Source organism: Microbacterium hydrocarbonoxydans (assembly GCF_000956475.1).
Taxonomy (GTDB): Bacteria; Actinomycetota; Actinomycetes; order Actinomycetales; family Microbacteriaceae; genus Microbacterium; species Microbacterium hydrocarbonoxydans_A.
Window position 1 is genome coordinate 146,053 of the sequence record NZ_JYJB01000005.1, and the last position, 21,556, is coordinate 167,608.

General features: G+C 69.3%; 24 protein-coding genes. 6 read left to right on the top strand and 18 right to left on the bottom strand.

Annotated features, from left to right (window positions below; genetic code table 11):
- Nucleotides 1–8: 8 nt before the first annotated feature.
- The 4 genes from RS84_RS03010 to RS84_RS03025 form a co-directional block, all read right to left on the bottom strand.
- A complete protein-coding gene (locus RS84_RS03010; protein WP_045256276.1) occupies nt 9–980 on the bottom strand; it encodes a 1,4-dihydroxy-2-naphthoate polyprenyltransferase in 972 nt (323 codons plus the stop codon).
- A 217-nt stretch (nt 981–1,197) separates the two neighbouring features.
- Entirely contained in the window at nt 1,198–1,845 is a 648-nt protein-coding gene (locus tag RS84_RS03015) for a dihydrofolate reductase family protein (protein WP_200891962.1), read from the bottom strand.
- Between the two features lie 16 nt (nt 1,846–1,861).
- Complete coding sequence (locus RS84_RS03020) at nt 1,862–2,152, bottom strand: DUF4287 domain-containing protein (RefSeq protein ID WP_045256278.1); 291 nt, start codon at nt 2,150–2,152, stop codon at nt 1,862–1,864.
- 14 nt (nt 2,153–2,166) lie between these two features.
- Nucleotides 2,167–2,526 (bottom strand): cupin domain-containing protein, encoded by a 360-nt coding sequence (locus RS84_RS03025; RefSeq protein ID WP_045256279.1) that lies wholly within the window; start codon nt 2,524–2,526, stop codon nt 2,167–2,169.
- Nucleotides 2,527–2,571: 45 nt separating this feature from the next.
- Here RS84_RS03025 and RS84_RS03030 point away from each other — a divergent pair, with 45 nt between their 5' ends.
- Nucleotides 2,572–3,594, top strand: a complete 1,023-nt coding sequence (locus RS84_RS03030; RefSeq protein ID WP_082062009.1) for an ArsR/SmtB family transcription factor — start codon at nt 2,572–2,574, stop codon at nt 3,592–3,594.
- Here RS84_RS03030 and RS84_RS03035 read toward each other — a convergent pair whose 3' ends face one another.
- A complete protein-coding gene (locus RS84_RS03035; RefSeq protein WP_045256280.1) occupies nt 3,595–4,053 on the bottom strand; it encodes an Lrp/AsnC family transcriptional regulator in 459 nt (152 codons plus the stop codon). It lies immediately after the preceding gene.
- 69 nt (nt 4,054–4,122) lie between these two features.
- On the opposite strand from RS84_RS03035, the gene RS84_RS03040 reads away from it, so the two are divergent.
- Nucleotides 4,123–5,553 (top strand): DUF6421 family protein, encoded by a 1,431-nt coding sequence (locus RS84_RS03040; RefSeq protein ID WP_045256281.1) that lies wholly within the window; start codon nt 4,123–4,125, stop codon nt 5,551–5,553.
- Between the two features lie 144 nt (nt 5,554–5,697).
- Entirely contained in the window at nt 5,698–6,336 is a 639-nt protein-coding gene (locus tag RS84_RS03045; protein ID WP_045256282.1) for an SDR family NAD(P)-dependent oxidoreductase, read from the top strand.
- 10 nt (nt 6,337–6,346) lie between these two features.
- Here the strand turns inward: RS84_RS03045 and RS84_RS19680 are convergent, their stop codons facing one another.
- Together RS84_RS19680 and RS84_RS03050 are read right to left on the bottom strand one after the other, a co-directional pair.
- Entirely contained in the window at nt 6,347–6,472 is a 126-nt protein-coding gene (locus RS84_RS19680; protein ID WP_268748602.1) for a hypothetical protein, read from the bottom strand.
- A 27-nt stretch (nt 6,473–6,499) separates the two neighbouring features.
- A complete protein-coding gene (locus tag RS84_RS03050) occupies nt 6,500–7,459 on the bottom strand; it encodes a helix-turn-helix transcriptional regulator (protein WP_045256415.1) in 960 nt (319 codons plus the stop codon).
- Nucleotides 7,460–7,561: 102 nt separating this feature from the next.
- On the opposite strand from RS84_RS03050, the gene RS84_RS03055 reads away from it, so the two are divergent.
- Nucleotides 7,562–7,960, top strand: coding sequence for a VOC family protein (locus tag RS84_RS03055; RefSeq protein WP_045256283.1), 399 nt, complete (start codon nt 7,562–7,564; stop codon nt 7,958–7,960).
- 79 nt (nt 7,961–8,039) lie between these two features.
- Nucleotides 8,040–8,549, top strand: coding sequence for a hypothetical protein (locus tag RS84_RS03060; RefSeq protein WP_045256284.1), 510 nt, complete (start codon nt 8,040–8,042; stop codon nt 8,547–8,549).
- Here the strand turns inward: RS84_RS03060 and RS84_RS03065 are convergent, their stop codons facing one another.
- Complete coding sequence (locus tag RS84_RS03065; RefSeq protein ID WP_082062010.1) at nt 8,550–10,016, bottom strand: MFS transporter; 1,467 nt, start codon at nt 10,014–10,016, stop codon at nt 8,550–8,552.
- 63 nt (nt 10,017–10,079) lie between these two features.
- On the opposite strand from RS84_RS03065, the gene RS84_RS03070 reads away from it, so the two are divergent.
- Nucleotides 10,080–11,147, top strand: a complete 1,068-nt coding sequence (locus tag RS84_RS03070; RefSeq protein WP_045256285.1) for a threonine aldolase family protein — start codon at nt 10,080–10,082, stop codon at nt 11,145–11,147.
- A 15-nt stretch (nt 11,148–11,162) separates the two neighbouring features.
- Here the strand turns inward: RS84_RS03070 and RS84_RS03075 are convergent, their stop codons facing one another.
- From RS84_RS03075 to RS84_RS03120, 10 genes are all read right to left on the bottom strand, one after another.
- Nucleotides 11,163–12,404 (bottom strand): four-carbon acid sugar kinase family protein, encoded by a 1,242-nt coding sequence (locus RS84_RS03075; RefSeq protein ID WP_045256286.1) that lies wholly within the window; start codon nt 12,402–12,404, stop codon nt 11,163–11,165.
- Nucleotides 12,401–13,273 (bottom strand): NAD(P)-dependent oxidoreductase, encoded by an 873-nt coding sequence (locus tag RS84_RS03080; protein WP_045256287.1) that lies wholly within the window; start codon nt 13,271–13,273, stop codon nt 12,401–12,403. The genes RS84_RS03075 and RS84_RS03080 overlap by 4 nt, the downstream gene beginning before the upstream one ends.
- Nucleotides 13,274–13,282: 9 nt before the next feature.
- A complete protein-coding gene (locus RS84_RS03085; protein ID WP_045256288.1) occupies nt 13,283–14,656 on the bottom strand; it encodes an MFS transporter in 1,374 nt (457 codons plus the stop codon).
- Between the two features lie 195 nt (nt 14,657–14,851).
- Entirely contained in the window at nt 14,852–15,622 is a 771-nt protein-coding gene (locus RS84_RS03090; protein ID WP_045256289.1) for an SDR family NAD(P)-dependent oxidoreductase, read from the bottom strand.
- 10 nt (nt 15,623–15,632) lie between these two features.
- Nucleotides 15,633–16,604 carry a 3-hydroxyacyl-CoA dehydrogenase family protein gene (locus RS84_RS03095; RefSeq protein ID WP_045256290.1) on the bottom strand — a complete coding sequence of 324 codons (972 nt, stop codon included), beginning with the start codon at nt 16,602–16,604 and terminating at the stop codon, nt 15,633–15,635.
- Nucleotides 16,605–16,635: 31 nt separating this feature from the next.
- Nucleotides 16,636–17,604, bottom strand: coding sequence for a sugar phosphate isomerase/epimerase family protein (locus RS84_RS03100; protein ID WP_235281368.1), 969 nt, complete (start codon nt 17,602–17,604; stop codon nt 16,636–16,638).
- An 82-nt stretch (nt 17,605–17,686) separates the two neighbouring features.
- Nucleotides 17,687–18,442, bottom strand: coding sequence for a GntR family transcriptional regulator (locus RS84_RS03105; protein ID WP_235281369.1), 756 nt, complete (start codon nt 18,440–18,442; stop codon nt 17,687–17,689).
- A complete protein-coding gene (locus RS84_RS03110; RefSeq protein WP_045256291.1) occupies nt 18,439–19,224 on the bottom strand; it encodes a triose-phosphate isomerase family protein in 786 nt (261 codons plus the stop codon). Before RS84_RS03110 ends, RS84_RS03105 begins: the two co-directional genes overlap by 4 nt.
- Nucleotides 19,211–19,666 (bottom strand): ribose-5-phosphate isomerase, encoded by a 456-nt coding sequence (locus RS84_RS03115; RefSeq protein ID WP_045256292.1) that lies wholly within the window; start codon nt 19,664–19,666, stop codon nt 19,211–19,213. The genes RS84_RS03110 and RS84_RS03115 overlap by 14 nt, the downstream gene beginning before the upstream one ends.
- Before the next feature lies 1 nt (nt 19,667).
- Nucleotides 19,668–21,395 carry a dihydroxyacetone kinase family protein gene (locus tag RS84_RS03120; RefSeq protein ID WP_045256293.1) on the bottom strand — a complete coding sequence of 576 codons (1,728 nt, stop codon included), beginning with the start codon at nt 21,393–21,395 and terminating at the stop codon, nt 19,668–19,670.
- Between the last annotated feature and the right edge of the window lie 161 nt (nt 21,396–21,556).

Here is a 21,556-nt window from a genome sequence, read left to right on the forward strand (position 1 = left end):
GTCGATTCTCAGCCGACGAACGCCCAGAACAGCGCGCCGGCGTACAGCAGGGCTGCGAGCGAGGTGAGCGCGAGCGCGATGACGAGCTCGGCGGGCTTGCGGTAGGTCCACACGATCAGCAGCGCCGGCAGTGCGGCCAAGAGCGCGAGCATCGCGATCCAGGCGATCGGGAAGAGCAGCGCGAGCACGACCGCGATGGCGAACGGCGCGAGCAGGAACAGCGTGAACAGCACCTGTGTGGCGCGCTTGCCGATCAGCACCGTGAGCGTCCGCTTGCCCACCAGCCGGTCCTGATCGATGTCGCGGAGGTTGTTGGCCAACAGCACCGCGCATGCGAACAGGCCGGCCGCGACAGCGCCGAGCCACGCCTGCTGCGGCAGCGCGAAGATCTGCACCCAGGTCGTCCCCAGCGTCGCGACGAGCCCGAAGAACACGAACACGAAGACCTCGCCGAGCCCGAAGTAGCCGTACGGCTTCTTCCCGCCCGTGTAGAACCAGGCGGCGATGATGCACACGGCGCCGACCGCCAGCATCCACCACTGCTGGGTACGGATCACGATCGCCAGCCCCACGAGTGCGGCGAGTGCGAAGAAGGCGAGTCCGATGATCAGCACCGTTCGCGGTTTCACGCGCCCCGAGGCCGTCAATCGAGCGGGACCCACGCGGTTGGCGTCGGTGCCGCGGATGCCGTCGCTGTAGTCGTTCGTGAAGTTCACGCCGATCTGCAGAAGCACGGCGACCGCGAGACATGCGAGCGCGATGACCCAATGGAACTCCGGTCCCGTGCTGCGTGCGGCTCCGGTGCCGATCACGACGGGCGCGATCGCGAGCGGCAGCGTGCGCAGTCGCGCGGCGCCGATCCAGTCGCGAGCCGTCACCGGCCCCATCTCGACGATCGGCTTCTTCGCCGGATTGCCGGTGGTGCGCGTCGGCTTGCGGTTACTGTTCTTGCGCTTCGCGGATTTCGAGGATGCTGCCACGGAGGGAATCCTAGTGGGCCTGGCTTTGCCCGCCCACGCGCCCCGTGGCGCGAGCCTCAGCCGACCGCATCCCCACGCGTTTCGTCTCGCTCGCTGGCGCTCCCTCGCTCAACGACCGGGTCCACTCCCGCCCCCTCGCTCAACGACCGGGTCCGCTCCCTGCCCCCACCCGGTCGTTGAGCGAGCGAAGCGAGACGAAACGCCTTGCGCTGGCGACTCAGCGGCGAGTGAAGGACACGTGCGTCACGCCGCTCTCGGCGACCTCGCTGCGCACCTCATAGTCGTTCTCGATTCCGCGCAGACCGTCCCAGATGCGCTCACCGCTCCCGATCACGAGCGGGGCGACGGCGAGGTGCATCCGATCGATGAGCCCCGCGCGCAGGAACTGCCGCACGACGTCGACTCCTCCGCCGATGCGCACATCTCCGCCGCCGGCGGCGGCGGTCGCCTTTGCGAGCGCCTCCTCCGGCGTCGCCTCGATGAAGTGGAAGACCGTGCCGTTCGCGAACTCGATCGATTCACGCGGCGTGTGCGTGAGCACATACACCGGCACGCGGAACGGCGGCTCATCGCCCCACCAGCCGCGCCAGTCGGGTTCGTGGCCGTGGTCGTGCAGGCCGAACATCCCGGCGCCCATGATCTCGGCGCCGACCTCTTCGAAGTAGGCGGCCGCATAGTCCTCGTCGAGTCCGGTCGTCCCCTCCCCCGAGGTGTCGCCGAGTACGCGGGCTCGGAACGTGCGGGTCGCCACATAGGCTGCGACGAGGCGTCCCCAGTCGTCGCCGAACGGATTCCCCGGCGTCTGGTCGGTCGTGGTCGCGAATCCGTCGAGTGAGATGTTGAGGTCGGCGCGAACGGCCATGATTGTTCTCCTTGGGTGGTCAGAGCGCGGGCTTGGTGTCTTTGCCGTCGAGCCAGAGCATGTCCGAGGGATCGGCGTGCGTGCCCTCGGTGCCGACGTGCGTGGTGCTGATCTTCGGCCCCTTGGTGATGACGTGGACGAGAGCCATGCCGTATCCGCGTGACAGGTCGTAGTCGGCCTTGAGCCATTCGAGGATCGGCGTCGCCTTGGTGTCCGGTCCGAATCCCTTCTCGGCCGCGAGATCGATGAACTGCCGGGGCGTGAGGCCGGTCTTGGTCTCGATGTTGTCGAGGTACGCCTGGAAAGTCATTCTGTCCGCCTGTCTCAATCGTCGAGGAACGTCTGGATGATCGTGGGAGACGAATGGATGCCGATGATGCGCAGCATCCCGTCGCCCGCATTCGTGAAGCGATGCGGAACGAACGCGGGTCCGGTGGCGGTGTCACCCGCCTCAGCGAGAAACGTCTCCTCGCCGATCGTGATGCGAGCGGTGCCCTCGAGCACCACCCAGGTCTCAGAGTAGGGGTGCCAGTGCATTCCCGGGCCCTGACCGGGCTGATTCTCGACGTAGAAGTACGAGACGTCGGCGCCGTGCTCGGCCCCGACGAACCTGCGGCTCGGGCCGTCGCCGATGCGGATCTCCGCCGCGTCGACGACCCCTGCGGAAACTGATGTGCTGTTCATGAGCCCAGTCTCGACAGAGCCGTGCCGAGCACCTAGAGTTTCGATGTGGATCGAAACTCGCCGGTCGAGGGGATCGAGCATCCGGACCATCGCGTGGAGTTCGAGCTCTCACCTGGTGACATCCAGGCCGTGCGATTCGGGGTCTCCCCCGGCCACGAGCTCGCGCATGCCGTGCGCGTGCTGCTGCGACCTCAGCAGCATCCGCTGCAGTGGGGCTGGTTGCGCTCCGCGCGCGAGAGGCTTCCCCGCGAGAGCTTCGAGCTGCTCGCCGCCGTCATCGGCGACGACGGCTACCTGCCTGACTTCCTCACCGCCGCCCCGCACTGGGACATGACCCCGGATGCCGAGCTCGAAGCCCTGCGCACCGCCGACATCGCACCCATGCGGGTCGACCTCGGGAAGATGGTGCTCCGCTCGAGGGGAGCGCGCCAGGCGGCGCTGCGCAGGATGCAGGATGCCCCGGCCCGCGCGCGCTCCCTGATCGCCGACGCGTGGGCGGAGCTGTGGGATGCCGCGCTCGCGCCGGTGTGGCCGCAGCTGGAGCGGCTTCTGCGCGCCGACATCGCGGTGCGCGCGCGGGCGATCGCGACATCGGGCATCGCGGGCATGGCCGATGGCCTGCACCCGAAGGTGAGCTGGGGCGACGGCGCCGTGCGGGTGTCCCTGCGCAGGCACAGCGAGAACGTGGACTGCCGCGGCAGCGGCCTGGTCCTCGTGCCGTCGGTCATGTCCTCCTGGGGATGCATGGTCCTCACCGAGCCGCCCGCGCAGCCGACGCTGTTCTATCCGGCACGCGGGGTGACGGCGGGGTGGGCACGGGATGCGACCGAGACCGAAGAGGCTCTCGCCGCATTGCTCGGCCCGGCACGGGCAGGCATCCTGCTGTCGTCCGGCAGCGCTCGCACCACCTCGCAGGTGGCGCAGGATGCCGGTGTCGCCGTGTCGACGGCATCCCACCATCTGACGGTCCTGCGCGATGCGGGGCTGATCACGAGCGAGCGCGACGGCGCGCGCATGCAGCATCTGCGCACGCCGCTCGGCGAGGCCATGATCGGCGCAGCGCTCTGATCAGCCGGTCACGCCCACCGGGATGATCGGGCGGTGCTCGTAGTACGTCTGCAGCACCACGGTGGTGCGCGTGCTGACGTTGGCCTCGGTGCGGATGTCGCGCACGAGCTCTTCGAGCGCGCGGGGAGAGGGGACCCGCACGAACAGGATGTAGCTCGCGTCGCCTGCGATCGAATGGCAGGCCTCGATCGCCTCGAGGTGCTCCAGCAGCTCAGGAGCGTTGTCGGGCTGGGCAGGGTCCAGCGGGGTGATCTCGATGAAGGCCGACAGCGGAGTGCCCACCTGCTCGGGGTCGAGGATGGCGCGATACCCCGTCACGACGCCGCGGGTCTCGAGGCGCTTGAGCCTCGATTGCACGGCCGAGACCGAGAGGCCGACAGCGTCCGAGAGCTGAGAGAGCGTCGCGCGCCCGTCACGGGAGACCTCGGCAAGGATCGCGCGGTCGACAGAGTCATCCATACGTGGAATAATACCTGTAGATTCCGGCATTCACCGGAATATTTCCTGTCAGAACGATCGGAGGTCCCGATGTCCCTCACCACCACCCACAGCAACGCTCTCATCGGCGAACCCGAGGTCGTCGAGGACGCCTCGGTCGCCGAGCACTCTGCTGCATGGGTGCAGCTGAAGGACGCCGCGATCGCGATCCGGGAGATGCAGGTCAAGGACGGCTCGATCCCCGATGCCGCGCACCACGCCGTCGCCCGCGAGCTCGTCTCCGCGATCGTGTCCGGCATCCGCGCCCTGGCCCCTGCCTTCCCGCACGATGCCGAGTACCTGGCCGCCTCGATCGTGGACTTCGAGCGCTGGGCCGATGAGGGCTTCGGCGTTCCCGACTTCCTCGACTCGCTCATGGCGTTCCAGCCGCAGCGGCACCGGATCGACGGCATCCGTCACCTCGTGGTCTTCCCGATGTACACGCAGAACGGCTCGAGCGACCGTCTTGTCGAGGCGCTGATCGTCGAGACGATCTGGCCCGAGTTCATCGCGGCGCTCGAGGCCGGCGACTACGGAAACAAGCTCTTCGTCTCGCTGCGCCTGGTCGACTTCACCCCCGGATACAACACGAATTCCGCCGTGCTGTTCCCCGAGACCGTCGCGATGCGCGAGATCCCCTCGTTCACGTGGGGCGCGATCTTCCAGGACCGCGAGGCGGCCCGCTACCGTCGCGTCGTGCGCGCCGCTTCCGAGATCACCAACCTCGACCTGCCCGAGCGGGCCGCCGCGATGCTCGACGACCAGGCGCTCACAGAGCGCGCGTTCGTGATGTGGGACATCATCCACGACCGCACCCACATGCGCGGCGACCTGCCGTTCGACCCGTTCATGATCAAGCAGCGGATGCCGTTCTTCCTGTACTCCCTCGAGGAGATGCGCTGCGACATGACCGCGTTCCGCGAGTCGGTGAAGATCCAGCGCTCGCTCACCGCGCGCGTCGAGGCCGGCGAGGAGCTCACCGCCGCCGAGCAGGAGATGCTCGAGCACGCGCCGCTCGTGCAGTACGCCGTGATCTTCGACCGCATCTTCCGCTTCGCGATCACCGGCAACCGTACGCGCAACTACGACGCGGTCGGCGGCCAGCTGCTGTTCGCCTGGCTGCACCAGCGCGGCGTGCTGCACTGGACCGACACAGCCCTCGCCTTCGACTGGGACAACGTGCCCGACGCCGTCGTCGCCCTGGGCGACGCGATCGACGACCTGTACTGGCACTCGATCGATCGCCCGAAGGTCTCGCACTGGCTCGCCGCCTACGAGCTCGTCCGCGGCACGCTCACCCCGCACCCCGCGTCGCAGTGGGCGCGCGGGCTCTCCGACGAGATTCTCGCGGGAGCTCCCAAGGGATACACGGATGCCGTGATGGACGACGAGTTCCCGCTGTCGATGTTCTTCGAGACCCTCGACAAGAAGATGAAGCCCGTCATCGAGTCGACCGTCGGCATCCGCGGAACCGACGACTGACCCACTCCCCTGCCCCCGTCACGCCCGCGATGCGGAAGTGACCTCTCGCGGAGGATGTGACGGGCGTCGGAGATTCCCCCGGGAACCCTCCGATGCCCGTAACATCCTCCGCAGTGCGTGACACCCGCCGTTGAGGAGGAACCCATGAATGCTGCAGGGCGCACGATCGTCCTCGCCGGCGCGACGAGCGACGCGGGACTCGTCGCGGCCTCCCGCCTTCTGACCGCCGGTGCGCGCGTGGTCGCGACCGGCCGCTCTGCCGGGCGCCTCGAGCCGCTTCGCGAGGCGGGCGCTCAGGTAGAGGTCGCCGACGCGACATCTCTCGAGTCGATGGCGGCACTCGCCGCGCGCCTCGACAGTGTGGATGCCGTGATCCCGCTGGTCGGCGGGTGGCGCGGAGGAGGCGGCCTGTCAGGGCAGACAGATGCCGACTTCGACGCGCTGATGCCGGCGCTCCAGGCCGTGCGTGCCACGAGTCGCGCCTTCGACTCCGCGCTTCAGGCGTCGGATGCCGGCCGCTTCGCGATCGTGTCGTCGACGGCCGTCGCCCGCCCGCTGGCCGGCGGTGCGAACTACGCCGCGGTGAAGGCCGCGAGCGAGGCCTGGACGCGTGCGGTCGCACACGGATTCGCGAAGGCTGCTCGGGATGCGCAGCAGCCCCTGCGGGCGGCATCCGTCGTGTTCCGAGTCAAGGCGCTGGATCCGGAAGCGCTGGCAGCCGCTGCCGTCGCTCTGTGGGACACGGATGCCGCCGAGCTGAACGACACCGTGATCGAGCTGTAGGCCCAGGCGATCATCCGGCGGCGAGCAGACTGAGCCCGTCGAGGTGCGCGAACAGGCCGCCCGCAGGAGTTGAGGCGACCACAACACGCACCCCAGACGCCCGGCTGGTCGTCGCTGAGCCCGTCGATGCATGCATGGCAAAGCGCCGCCCGCGCCCCCGCGCTCACGCGCCCGCGGCAAGCAGCCGGTCGGCCGCGGCCCGCACCAGGCCGCGCAGCTCCTCGGGGGCCTCGACGACGGTCGTGCCGTCGACAGCCGCGATCACGGCAGGCAGCCAGTCCAGCCTCTCGGCGCGGATGTCCGCGCGGTGCCAGCCCGCCTGCTCGCCGGCGAGAGGGGTGAGCCTCGCGACGGACTCCGGCAGGTGTCGCCTGATCTCCTCCTGCTCGGCCCGGATGCGCAGCACCACATGCCACCGGTAGTCGGCATCCGCGAAGCCCCCGACCAGGCGCTCCGCGGCATCCCGCGGCTGCGCGGGAGCGGGGAACGTCTCGATCAGCGCACGCGCGGTGCGGATGCGGTCGACACGGAAGACTCGCTCGGCCGCGCGCTCGAGGTCGAGTCCCACGACGTACCAGCGGCCGTTCCTGGCGACCAGGTCGTACGGGTGCAGCACTCGCCGCGACGGCTCGTCAGCAGCGTTGCGGTATCGCATGTCGAGGGCTCGGCGCGTGCGCACGGCGTCGGCGACCGTGAGCAGGATCGACGCATCCGGTACGTCTTCTGCGGCCGGCGACCGAAGCACGGTGCCGGCGAGCAGTGCATCCAGGCTCCGGGATGCCGTGGGCGGCAGAGACCGCACGATCTTGGCGAGCGCGGTCCGCGCCGGGAGCGTCTCCCCCTCGTCGGTGGACTGCGCGCGGAGCAGGCTCAGGGCGACCGCGACCGCTTCCCCCTCCTCGAGCATGAGCGGTGGGACACGGTACCCGGGCGCGATGCGGTAGCCGCCGTAACGGCCGCGTACCGACTCGACCGGAATCTCGAGATCGATCAGCTGTGTCACGTAGCGGCGGACCGTGCGCTCTCCCACGCCGAGGCGCTCGGAGAGCTCGGCCACCGTGCGGGTCTGGCTCGACTGCAGCAGCTCGAGCAGCTGCAGCACACGGCTGGTCGTTCCCGTCATGAGTCCCATCATCGCGCAATACCGGACAGGAATCGCCCGGTATCTTTCCTAACCTTCTGACGGGCCCGAGATCCCGGGCCGAACATCACAAGGAGACGAACCATGCAGCTTGCCGCCACCCGCATCATCACCGACGACGTGGATCGCCTGGTGGACTTCTACGAGCGCATCACCGACCTGAAGGCGGTGCGACTGCATCCGCTGTTCGCGGAGCTGCGCACGGCATCCGCGACCCTCGCCATCGCGAGCTCCGCCACCGTGCCCCTGCTCGGCGAGAACGCCGCGGAGGCCGGGGCGAACCGCTCCGTGATGCTCGACTTCCTCGTCGAGGACGTCGACCATTCGGCCTCGTCTCTGCGGTCGGTCGTGACCGAGTTCGTCAGCGGCCCCGCTGACATGCCGTGGGGCAATCGCTCTCTGCTGTTCCGCGATCCGGATGGCAACCTGATCAACTTCTTCTCCCCGCTCGATGCCGACGCGAGGTCGCGATTCGAGCGCTGAGGGCGCCGGCGGCGAGGATCGTGGCAGTCTGAGACGACGGATGCTGCGGCGTCCAGTCACGTCGACACCGAGGAGTCCGATGAACGACCGCGCCGAGACCCCGGCCATCTCCCGCCGCGCCCAGAGCGACCGGCTCAAGGAGCGCATCTATCTGGCGTTCGTGGCGCTCGCCGTGGTGCTCGCACTCGGGTCGCACGAGGTCACCGCGGCTGATGCGCTGACGACGCTGGCCGTGACGACCCTGGGCACCCTGCTCGCGGTTCTCGTCGCCGACGTCATCTCGCACATGATCATGACCGAGCGCACCATGACCCGCGGCGAGTTCGCGCACGCCGTCTTCGCGAGCTTCGGCGCGCTGTCAGCCGTCGCCGTCCCCGTCGTCGCGCTGCTCATCGCGCTGATCGGCTGGTGGTCGACCACGATCGCGCTGCGCGTCTCGGCCGCGGGGCTCATCCTGTCGCTCGTCGTGATCGGATTCGCCGGCATCCGGCGCGTGCCGATGACCTGGTGGCAGCGCCTCCTCGCGCTCGGCGCCGAGGCGGTCGTCGGACTCGCCGTCGTCGGGCTGCAGACGCTCGCCCACGGCTGATCAGGCGCGGTCGTCGCGGGGAGCCTCGATGCCGTCCGCTCCCGCCCTGCCGCCGCGCGCCGACACCGGGTCGATGGGCGCCGAGGCGTCAGACGGCGCTGCCTCGGAGGAGGGCGAGGCAGCGGCATCCACCTCGTCCGCCCCCGCTTCTCGGGCGGGAGCGTGCGCGTAGAGATCGGTCAACGTGCGATACGACCTGGTGAGGAACGCCAGGCCGCCCACGACGACCATGATGAGTCCGGCGAAGAGGCAGATCAGAGCGATGCCGCGGGCTTCTCCCTCGCCCAGCAGCCAGCCCCACTGCCGGTCGCCCTCGGGGCTGCGCATGAACGGGATGATCAGGAACTGGGCGATCGGCGCGATCAGGAACGCCGTGACCGGTGCCGCGGCAGCCTCCATGGCGGCGGCCACGCCGAACACGCGGCCCTGCCTGTCGAAGGGCACGACCTTCTGGATGATCGTCTGCTCAGCGGCCTCGGCCGGGGGCACGAGCGCCATGTACATCCACATGCCGACCACGAACAGCGGCCACCACTCGCGCAGCATGAACACCGCCCCGAGCAGCCCCATCGCGATGACGACCAACAGCAGCGTCCGCATGGGTTTCGCTCCGAGCCCGAACTTCGCCACGAGTCCCCCGCCGATGAGGAATCCCGTGGACGCGAACGCCAGCGCGAAGCCCCACGTCTGCGCGTCGAACAGCGTGAGGCCGTAGGGATCCATGAGCGCCATGTAGACGCCGCCGATGAGGTTGTTGAACGTGGAGAAGATGATGAGCGCGAACAGCCCCGGTGCGAGGCGGATCGCTTTCACGCTGCCGCGGAAGTCGAGCGCGCTCGAGGCGCTGGGATCGGGCTCGGGTGTTCCCTCGGGGATGCGGATGAACAGCAGATGCACGAAGGTGAGCGCCATCGCGGCGATCGCGATCACGAGCGTCCACCCCATGCCGAGGAACCCGATGGACAGGCCCGAGAACACGCTCGTCACCAGGAACGCGAGCCCCTGCACGGTGCCGACCAGCCCGTTCGCGTTGGCTCGCCTGTCTTCTTCGACGAGGAGGGTCACGGTCGTCGAGAGCGCGATGTTGCGCAGCTGCTCGATCACCCCGCCGAACAGGATCACGAGCGAGAACAGCCAGAACCACGGCCCGCCGAGGTCGAGCAGCGCCGACTCGGGCTGCCAGAGGTAGAGGATGCCAGCCACGAGGAACGCCGCTGCGGAGATCACGCTCGACAGCAGCATGACCGTGTGCTTGCGGTGCCGGTCGACGATCGTGCCGAACACCATCGCGAAGAACGCGATGAACAGCATGTAGGCGCCGCCGATGATGCCCGTGGCGAGCACGGACTGCGTCTCGATGTACACCCAGAACGTGAGGGCGAACCAGAGGAAGCTCGTCGTCACGTTGGCGATCAGCGTGTTGACGAGGACGTTCGCGAAGGCCGTCTTCGCTGCGGTGCGCTGCATGATTAGAGGGTAGGCGCGACGTCGGACATCCGGTAGGCCGCGCACGCCAAATAGACTTGGTCGGTGAGCATTCAGCATGACCCCGCGATCCGGGGATTCGCCAGCGACAACTACTCCGGCATCCATCCGGAGGTTCTCGACGCCATCGCCGCCGCCAACGGAGGCCACCAGATCGCCTACGGCGAAGACGCCTACACGGCGCGGCTCCAGGAGGTCTTCCAGTCGCACTTCGGCGACACGGCGCAGGCCTTCCCGGTCTTCAACGGCACCGGCGCGAACGTCACCGGCCTGCAGTCGATGCTCCCCCGTTGGGGAGCGGTGATCGCGGCCTCCACGGCGCACATCAACGTCGACGAGGGCGGCGCGCCCGAGAAGATCGGCGGCTTCAAGCTGCTCACGGTTCCCACCGACGACGGCAAGCTCACCCCCGAGCTCGTCGACCGCGAAGCCTGGGGCTGGGGCGATGAGCACCGCTCACAGCCGCTGGTCGTCTCGATCACGCAGTCCACCGAGCTCGGCACCCTGTACACGGCCGAGGAGATCACGGCGCTCGCCGACCATGCGCACGAGCGCGGCATGAGGCTGCACCTCGACGGCGCGCGCATCTCGAACGCCGCGGCCGCCCTCGACCTGCCGCTGCGGGCGTTCACGACGGATGCCGGCGTCGACGTGCTCAGCTTCGGCGGAACGAAGAACGGCGCCATGCTCGGCGAGGCGATCGTGGTGCTGAACCCCGCGGCATCCGACGGTCTGATCTTCTCGCGCAAGTTCAACATGCAGCTCTCCTCGAAGATGCGCTTCGTGTCGGCCCAGCTCATCGCGCTGCTCGAAGACGATCTGTGGCTGCGCAACGCCACGCACGCGAACGCGATGGCTCAGCGCCTGCGCGGCGAGATCGAGGCAGGCATCGCCGACGGCTCGATCACCGGCGTCGAGTTCACGCAGCCGACGCAGTCGAACGGCGTGTTCGCGACGCTGCCCGACGGTGTCGCCGATCAGCTGCGCGAGTCGTTCCGCTTCTACGACTGGGATGCCGCCCGCAACGAGGTCCGCTGGATGTGCGGTTTCGACACGGCGGAGGAAGACGTCGACGCGTTCGTCACGGAGCTGTCCAGACTCACCACGGCCTGACCGCTCGAACCGCGCTCAGCGACCGAGCGCGGCCAGGACCTCGATCAGAGCGTCCGGCCCGCCCACGTTGCCTGGGACCACGACGTAGAGCCGATCCTCGCCTTCCGTGGAGACGAGGTCCCACACGGACACCCCGGGCAGCACCTGCCCTCGCACCTGTGCGCGCGTCGCCCCGACGCCCGTCCGCGCCAGCTCGGCCGATGTGATGCCGCCTTTGGCGACCACCGCCTCGACCTCCGGCATCAGCGCCCGCACCGCGACCGTGAGCGCCCGCATCACCAGCTCGCCATGGCGCAGCGTGTTGTGCTCGGGTCGGCGATGCCGCTCGGTCGAGATCACGGCGAGCCCGTGCTCGCGCAGCTGGGACCGCGCGGCGTCGGCGGCAGCCGCACCGGCCGCCTCAGGGTCGGCGAAGGCATCATCGGTCAGGATCACGACGGCGCTGCCGTGCGCTGCGACGACGGCATCGATCTGGGCCGTCGCGCCCGCCGTATGCGACCCGCACGCGAGCAGGGTGGGAACAGGAGCAGGCACCAGCGGACGAGGAAGCAGCCCGGCGCTCTCCACCTCGGCGAGCGCCGCGGCGAGCGGCGCCGCGCTGCGAACCACCACCGAGCGCCCCGCACGGCGAGCGTGACGGATGCCGTCGGCGATCAGGCGGATGTCCTCGTCGTTCTCGGCGTCGGGCAGCACCACCGCACCGGCCGCGGCTGACGCGATCGCAGGGGCGACACGTCCCGCCCGCACCTCCGCGAGCGGCACGACGACCGAGTCGCGCCCTGACTTCTCGGCGACGTACTCGCGCAGCACACCCGTGGAGAACGGGAAGACCGGGTCCTGCGCGTACTCGGTCCGATCCGCCGGGACCACCTGATCGCCCACACGCACCAGATGCACGCCGTCGACCGTGGTGCGACCGCCCGCCGGGAAGGCGGGGCTGAACACGATCACCGAATCGGGTTCCAGGAACTGCTCCGTCTCGGCGAACACGTGCCCTCGCAGCGTGGAATCGCCGCGCAGCACGAACTGCACGTCCTCCCCCAGCTGCCGTGCGGCCTGGCGCGCGGCATCGCGCACGTCGCGGACGAGCGCGACAGCCGCCCGCTCATCGATCGCACGCGAGTTGGTCTGCACGTACACGCTGTCCGCTGCGCTCAGCGCTTCGCGGATCAGGTCCACGTCGTATTCCAGGAGCACGGTCACACCGGACGCGGACTGCGTCCCCGTCGGGTCGTCATCCAGCACCACGGTCTTCATGGCGTCTCCGCCCGATAGGTCTCGATCACACTCGAGTCATCACGAGTGCGCAGCCCCTTCGCCTCGGCGAGCAGGAAGCGCTCTCGTGCCGCCGCGAGCAGCGGCAGATCGGCGGATGCTGCGGCTGCGGCATCCGCCACCAGGCCGGTGTCCTTGACGAAGATGCCGATCTGGCTGAGCACCGGCGCGTCCGGGCTATGCAGCATGCGCGGCCCACGGTCGCCGAGCATGAACGAGGCGGCTGCACCCTGCCCCACCACGTCGAGCACGAAGGCGGGGTCGAGCCCCAGGCGCTCCGCAAGAGCCAGCGCCTCTGCGGCCGCCGCGATGTGCACCGCGCACAGGTGCTGGTTGACGACCTTCACCGCCTGCCCGTCGCCCACCTCGCTGCCCACGACCCGCGGCGCGCCCATGGCCTCCAGCACGGGGACGACCGCCTGGACGTCATCGGGCGCCCCGGAGACGAACAGCGCGAGATCTCCGTTCGCCGCGCGAGCGACGCCGCCGCTCACCGGTGCGTCGACGACCGAGCCGCCGGCGTCGGCGAGGCGCGCGGCCTGCGCGCGCACGGCATCAGGGCCGACTGTCGACATCACGATCCAGCGGGCCCCGACCAGCGGGCAGCCGAGGGCGTCATCGATCACGGCCGCCAGCTGCTCGGCGGTCGCCACCATCACCACCACGACGTCGGCCTGTCCGGCATCCGCGATGCCGGTCACGGAGCGGATGCCGGCATCCGCAGCCCGCTCCCGCCCCTGCTCCGACGGCTCGACGCCGAGGACGTCGAATCCGCCGCGTGCGATGCTCGCGGCCATCGGCAGCCCGATGGCGCCCAGACCGACGAAGACGACTCTGGTCAGCTCTGCCATGATTCCTCCTCAGTGAACGGGGGTGGCGTCCTCGAGGAGCAGGGCATCCGCCTTGGCGCTGAAGAAGCGCGTCCCCCACATCATGACGGCGGCGAGGAACGCGAACACGCCCAGCGAGACGACGCCCCATGCGCCGCTGTCCGTGGGAACCGCCTCGTTCACGCCGGTGCGCATGATCGGGGCGACGAAGCCGCCCAGGTTGCCCAGCGAGTTGATCAGTCCGATGCCCGCAGCAGCTGCCGCCCCGGTGAGGAATGCGGTCGGGAACGACCAGGTGATGGGACCGGTCGAGAGGAACGCGGCGACCGCGACCGTGATCGCCGCGATGCCGAGCAGGCTCTGCCCGTTCGCGCCGGCCCAGGCCGAGACCAGGATCGCGACGCCGGTGATGACGAAGAACGCGGTGCCCCAGGTGCGCCGACGCCGGACGGTCGTGGCGTGCTTGCCCGCGTAGTAGCAGGCGAACAGCCCCACCAGCCACGGGATCGCCGAGACCAGGCCGACCTGCCATCCGACATCCTCGCCGATGAGGCCGGAAACCTGCTGCGGCAGGTAGAACGTCGTGCCGTAGACGGCGATCTGCAGGCAGAAGTAGATCACCGTGAAGTACCAGACCTTCCAGTTGATCATCGCGCGGCCGATGCCGACGGGGCCGTCCGTCTCCTTGACGGCGTCCTCGTGCTCCATGACCTGCTTGAGCGCGAGCTTCTCGTCATCGTCGAGGAACTTCGCCTTCTGGGGCGAGTCGACCAGGAAGAAGAACGCGGCGATGCCGGCGATGACGGCGAGCATGCCCTCCGCGAAGAACATCACCTGCCAGCCCGCCCAGGGGGTGAACTTCTCGCCGAAGCTGATCAGTCCGCCCGAGAGCGGAGCTCCGAGCATCTGCGAGAACGGCTGCGCCAGGTAGAACAGCGCGAACATCTGCACGCGGCGCTTGTTCGGGAACCACTGCGCGAGGAACATGATCACGCCGGGGAACAGGCCGGCCTCGGTCACGCCGAGCAGGAAGCGCAGGATGATGAACATCGGCTCGCCGTTCACGAACGCGAACAGCGCGGCGACGATGCCCCAGGTGATGGCGATGCGCGCGAGCCAGAAGCGCGCACCGAAGCGGGTGAGCAGCAGATTCGAGGGGATCTCGAACAGCGCATAGCCGATGAAGAAGATTCCGGCACCCAGCGCATACGCGCCGGCGGAGATGCCGCGGTCGACCTCCATGGCCGCCTCCGCGAATCCGACGTTCGTGCGGTCCAAGAAGGCGACGAAGTACAGGATGATCAGCATGGGCATCAGGCGGAAGGTCGCCTTCTTGATGCCGCTGGCCAGATGCGGGCTGGTCAGCAGGGCGTGGGCGCTCTGACCGGTCGCGGGTTGAGACACGTGACTCTCCTTTGAGTGGGGTGGGAAAAGGCGTTCGGCCGTCGGATGCCGTGCGCCGGTGCGCCGTCGGCGTCAGCTGCCGAGCGCGGGGATGACCAGGACGAGACCGACGATGACGCAGATCACGCCGAGGACGAGGAACGCGATGCGCCCCTTGGACCAGGTGGATGACATGGATGCTCCGATCGATGCGCCTCAGTGCATGTAGAGTCCGCCGTCGACGTTCAGGGTCTGGCCCGTCACGAATCCGGCGTCCTCGCTGATGAGGTAGGCGACAGCCGCGGCGATGTCGGTGGGGGTGCCGATGCGCGGGAGGACCCCGTCCGCAGCCATCGCCGTCTTGCGCTCCTCGGAGAGCGTGCCGCCCATGATGTCGGTGTCGATGGGCCCGGGCGAGATCACGTTGGCGGTGACGCCCACAGGGCCGAGCTCGCGGGCGATCGAACGCATCAAGCCGATCACTCCCGCCTTGGACGCGGAGTACGGCGTCTTGGAGTACGTGCCGCCTCCGCGCTGCGCAGAGACCGAGGAGATTCCGACCAGACGGCCGACGCCGTTGCCCGCGAGCGTGCGGGCGACGCGCTGCGTGACCCAGTGCACGCCGTCGAGGTTGATCGACAGCACTCGCTGCCACTCTTCGGGCGTGACATCGAGGTACGGCACCGGGGAGGAGACGCCTGCGAAGTTCACGAGCGCCACGACCTGCGGCAGCTGGGCCTCGAGCGCGTCGACAGCTGCGACGGCCTGCTCGCGGTCGGCGACGTTCGCGCCGATGCCTGCGGCGCGGACGCCGTGCTTCTCGGTGACCTCTGCGGCGGTCTGCGCGGCCGCATCGCCGTCGACATCGATGATGCCGATGCTCCAGCCGCGCTCTGCGAGGTGGAACGCCGTGGTGCGGCCGATCCCGCGGGGGCTCGCGGCACCGGTCAGGATCGCGGTGCGCTCAGCGGGGAAGGGAGTTGCCATGATGGACCTCTCAGCTCTCGGAGTTGTGGATCGGGGCGGGGCCGAGCTCGTCGACGAGCTTCTTCATCGCGACGTAGGCCTTGTTGCGGTACGCGACCAGCTCGGGCGTGCGGTTGGCCGGCACATCGAGGAAGCCCGCCCCCGACTTGGTGCCGAGCTTGCCGGCCGAGACGAGGTCCGCGAGGATCTTCGGCGTCGCGAAGCGCTCGGGGAACTCGGTCTGCAGCGAGGCGTAGCAGAACGCGTAGACGTCGAGCCCCGCCATGTCGGCGATCGCGAACGGGCCGAAGAACGGCAGCCGGAACCCGAATGTCGTGCGCACGATCGTGTCGATGTCCTCGGGCGTCGCGACGCCCTCCTCCACGAGCTGGGTGGCCTCATGGAACAGCGCATACTGCAGGCGGTTGAGGACGAATCCCGTCGCGTCCTTGACGCGGGCGGTCTCCTTGCCGGTGGCGGCGACGATCTGCTCGACCACCGGGAGGACGGCGTCGTCGGTGCCGGAGTGCGGGATGAGCTCCACGCCGGGGATGAACGGCGCGGGGTTGGAGAAGTGCACGCCGAGGAAACGAGCCGGGTTCGTCACCGCCTCGGCCAGACGGCCGATGAGGATCGTGGAGGTGTTGCTGCCGATGATGGCGTCAGGGGACGCCGCCTCTGAGATCCGTCGCAGCGTCGCGTGCTTGATCTCGATCTTCTCGGGCACGGCTTCCTCGATGAAGGATGCTCCGGCGACGGCATCCTCGATCGTGGCCGCCGTGAGGCGCTCTGCGATCACCGTTGCGGCGTCGGCGGCGAAGAGTCCGTCGGCGGCGAACTGCCCGGCTTCGGCGATCAGCCGCTCTCGGTTGCCGCGCGCGATGTCGATGTCGACATCGGCGATGCGCACATCGGCGCCGGAGAGGGCGAGCGACTGCGCGATGCCGCCGCCCATGTAGCCGCTGCCGATCACGGCGTAGACGGGGCGTTCCTGCTCGGTCATGGGGATCGTCTCCTTCAGTGAAGCTGTCGTCTCAGGCCTGCGCGGATTCGGGCAGGAGTGTGCGGAGGTAGTCGCGGTTGGTGGCGCAGACGCCGAGGCTGTCGCCGCCGTACTGCTCCATCAGGAACGGCCCGCGGAAGCCCAGCTCGATCGCGCGCGCGACCATGTCGCGGTAGTTGATGAGGCCGAGCTCGAGGCTGGTCGGGACGGCGGTCTGCCACGAGCCGTCGCCGGCCTCGTCGCGGATGTAGTTCTTCACGTGCCAATAGTTCGCGTACGGCAGGGTCTTCTCGTGCATCTCTCGCCAGTCCTCGATGGGCCGGTGGAGGCGGATGAGGTTGCCGATGTCGGGGTTGAGGCCGACGTTGTCAAGGCCGATCTCCTGCACGAGACGCACGGCGCTGTCCGCGGTGCCGAGGTACGTGTCCTCGTACATCTCCAGTGACATCGGCAGTCCGACGGATGCTGCGTGCTCGCCGAGCTCTCGCAGACGCCGCACTGCGAGAGCACGCGTCTCTGCATCGTCAGGGTCGACCGGGCCGCGGGCGGTCCAGAACCAGAGCGCCTTGCGCTGCGCCTCGGTGAACGGCTGGTGCAGGCCGGTGGAGAACACCGTCATGCCCAGCTCGGCAGCCGCGTCGATCGCACGGTGGGCGTAGGCGAGGTTCTCCTCGCCCTTGCCCGGTTGGATGACGCTCTGCCGCTGCACGTGCACGGAGATCAGCTGCACACCGTTCTCGCTGGCGACCGTCTTCAGCTCCTGGCGACGCTGCGGCGTCAGCTCGGAAGGCCGGATGTGGCTGTCGGCGATCTCGACCGCGGTGAAACCGAGCCGGGCGACCTGGCGGAACACGCGATCCCACTCCTCGACGGGGGCGTCGTGCAGACGGGTTCCGTCCGGAAGGACCGGCGCGAAGCCGTGCATGCAGACGGCGATCGGCCAGGTCTCGCTGGTGTGGGGGTGCGGCGTTGCGGTCATCACGACTCCGTTGACGGTCATCTCAGGCCCACGATGTGCGGGTCTTCGTAGATCCTATAGGAAATAGAGCAAAAGACAAGGGATGCATTCTCGAACGCGAAGCTCAGGCGCCTTCGAGATCGAGAGAGCGCGCTCGCACTCCCTCGATGTGCCGGCGCATAGCGTCCTGCGGAGTCTCTGCGGTGACGCCCGCGAACGCGTCGACGATCGCCTCATGCTCGGCGATCGCCTCGCGCACATCGGTGACGCCGTGCTCCATCGACTGCCGCATGCGGTGCACCTGAGCGCCGAGGTTCTCCGACATCTCGGTGAGATAGCGATTGCTGCAGTGCTCGAACACCACGCGGTGGAACGCGGCATCGGCGGCGAAGTACGCGGTGGTGAGCTCGACGTCGTTCGCACCGGCGCGCAGCGCCGCGATGACACGCCCGCCGGTCAGGCGGTGCGCCTCCTCCGCCGCCCTCAGCTCGGCCAGCATCTCCGCTGTCGCCGGCGCCGCGAGACGTGCCGCCTCGGATTCCAGCATCATGCGAGCCTCGAACAGCTCCCGCAGCTGGCCGAGGCCGAGCGGCGGCGCGACCCGATACCCCTTGAGCGCCTCTCGAGTGACGAGTCCGGTGCGCTCGAGCTGGACCATCGCCTCCCGCACGGGGGTGGGCGAGACGTCGAGCTGCCGGGCGATCGTGTCGATCGACAGGCGCGCACCAGGCGAGGCGTCTCCGCTGAGCAGCAGCTGGAGGATGCGCTCGTAGACATGGTCGCGCAGACCGCGACGCCTGATCGTCGAGTCCAGTCCCTTGATGCCACCGTCGCGCTCGGCCGCCATCTTCCGTCCCTCCTGCGCGCCGAGGACAGTCATCCGTTCAGCGCATCCACTTCATCGAGGATGTCACGGAATGCGCTCGGGTCGTGCGCGAAGCGCCCGAGGAACAACCCGTCCACGCATCCCCCCACCTCACTGAGCAGACCAGGTCCGGCACTGCCGCCGTAGATCACCTGTCCGCGCCGGCCGCCCGATCCGCCGACGACGGCGCGGTCGGCCAGATGCGCGCGCAGCCGGGCGCACACGCTGCGGATGTGCTCCGGCCCCGCAGGCGCAGGCGCCCCGATGGCCCACAGCGGCTCGTATGCCACGACGATCGCGCCCCCGATGCCGGCGGCGTCCGCCGCTCGCATCCCGGATTCGATCTGCCGGATGCAGGCCTGCGCTGACTCCTCCGCGCTCGAGCGCTGCTCCTCGCCGACGCAGAGGATCGGGGTCAGACCGTTCCGCAGCGCCGCATGGACCTTGGCTGCGACGATGTCGTCGGTCTCGCCGAACAGGCGGCGGCGCTCTGCATGGCCCACCTCGACGTAACGGCATCCGACTTCGGCGAGGACCGCACCGGAAACCTCACCGGTGAAGGGGCCGGCATCCTCCGTGGCGAGGTCCTGCGCGCCGACCGCGAGACGATCGCCCATCTCGACGCATGCGGGGATCGACGGGTACTGCGGAATGACGAACGCCGATACCCCCGCCGCCGCGGGATGCGCGGCCAGGATGCCGGAGACCTCCTGCACCCACTCGCGCGTGCGCGTGTGGGAGAAGTACATCTTGAGGCTGACCCCGATGAGCATGAGGCGGCCGTCAGCGCCCTTCATAGGCGCAGATCTCCTGCACCTTCTCGTTCGAAGCGCTCTGCGGGTCGAACGTGTACGTGAGCCACTCCTTCGCGAGCCGGCGCGCCAGCTCGATGCCGATGACGCGCTGCCCCATGCAGAGCACCTGCGCATCGTTGGACAGGATCGAGCGCTCGACGCTGAACGAGTCGTGCGCAGTCACGGCGCGGATTCCCGGGACCTTGTTCGCCGCGATCGCGACGCCGAGTCCCGTGCCGCAGATCAGGATCGCGCGGTCGGCGTCGCCGGCGGCCACGCGCTCGGCGGCGTTCGTCGCGATGCGCGGGTAGTTCGTGTGCCCGTCGGCGTCCACGCCGACGTCGACCACCTCGGCGACCAGCGGGTTCTCCCGCAGGTCTGCCTTGATGCGCTCCTTGTACTCGTACCCCGCGTCGTCCGAGCCGATCACCAGTCGAAGTGCCATGTCAGTCTTCCTCCTCAAGGATCCGTAGAACCGTGTGTGCGATGAGCGCGAACGAGACCGCGCCCGGGTCTGGGGTGCCGATGCTCTTGTCGCCGTGCGAACGCGCCCGTCCGAGCTTGGCCGTCAGCTGGGCCGTGGCCTCGGCGGCAGCGGTCGCCGCGTCCGCGGCATCCCTCCACGCCTCGATGAGCCCCGCGCCGGCGCCGAGTCGCTCGTGGAGGCGGTCGGCGAACGGGACGATCGCGTCGATCATGGTCTTGTCGCCGGGTTTCGCCTTGCCGAAGGACATCACCGCATCCTTCATGCGGGCGACGCCGGCGCCGACGGCTTCGGCATCGACGGCCGCGTCGTCCCCGAGTGCGGCGCCGAGCGCGACGAGCATCTCGCCCCAGATGGCACCCGACGTGCCGCCGCCCTTGTCGGCCCAGGCGTCCCCCGCGTGCTGGAGCGTGGTGCGGGAGCCGGCCGAGCGCTGCACTGCATCGGCAGCCGCGGTCGCGGCCGCTCTGCTGCCGCGCTGCATGCCTATCCCGTGGTCTCCGTCGCCGGCCACGCGGTCGATCCTTCCGAGTTCATCGGCCTGTTCGTCGAGCATCCCGGCCATGGCATCGAGGGCGCGGCCGATCGTCACGGCCGCGGCGCGGGACTCGTCGCTCGCGTCGCCGACGGCGAACTCGTCCTCGTGGAGATCCTCCCCCGCGATCTCGGCCGCGACGCGGCCGTCGACGGCGCCGCGACGATACGCCGGGGTGTCGCACGGTGCGTGCCAGAGATCTTCGAGCTCGTCATCCAGCCACAGCAGCGTGAGCGAGACCCCGGCCATGTCGAAGCTGGTGCAGAACTCCCCCACTTCGGGCGAGACGACGACCGCTCCGGCCTCACCGAGCAGTCGATGCACCGCGTCGTAGACGACGTAGAGCTCCTCGTACTTGACGCTGCCGAGACCGTTCAGGATCGGCACGACACGTGCGCCAGCGACGTCGACACCTTCGGGGATCTCGGCCAGCAGCGACGACACGAACAGCTCGGCGAGCCCGTCTGCCGAGGGGACGTCGACCTCGTCGATGCCTGGCTCGCCGTGGATGCCGAGGCCGACGGCCATGCGCCCCTCCGGAACCGTGAAGAGGGGCTCATCTGCGCCCGGCAGCGTGCAGCCCGTGAAGGCGACGCCGAGCGAGCGCGTGCGCTCGTTCGCGAGGATCGCGACGCGCTCCACGCCGTCGAGGTCGTATCCCGCCTCGGCGGCGGCGCCTGCGACCTTGAACACCACGAGGTCTCCGGCGATTCCGCGGCGCTTCTCGCTCTCGTCGGCGGGCGCGCTGTAGATGTCATCCGTCACCGTGACCGTCCGGCAGTCGATGCCGGCCTCCCGCAGACGCTCCTGCGCCTGGGTGAAGTGCAGGACGTCGCCGGCGTAGTTGCCGTAGCTGAGCAGGACGCCGCGCCCCTCGTGCGCGGCCGTCGCGACGGAGTGCACCTGGTGCGCGGAGGGCGAGGCGAAGAGGTTTCCCATCGCCGCGCCGTGCGCGAGACCGGGCCCGACCAGTCCGGCGAAGGCCGGATAGTGCCCGCTGCCCCCGCCGATCACGACGGCGACCGTGGGCTCGGGTCCGCGCGTCGAGCGCACGACGCCGCCGGTGACCTGGCGAACCCAGCGTCCGGATGCCGCGGCGAAGCCGGCGGCTGAGTCGGCGGCGAAATCGTCCGGATCGTTGAACAAGCGCGTCATTGCGTTCCCCTCTGTGGTGGCGTTCCTCGATCCTATAGGAAATCGGATCATACGTACAGAGAGCGAGCCACTGGCCTCCCCGGAGGCGACGGTCAGCGCAGCGGGCCGAGACCGGCGGGAGCCGGGCGGGCGAGGGCTCTCACGCCGTAGCAGAGGAGGGC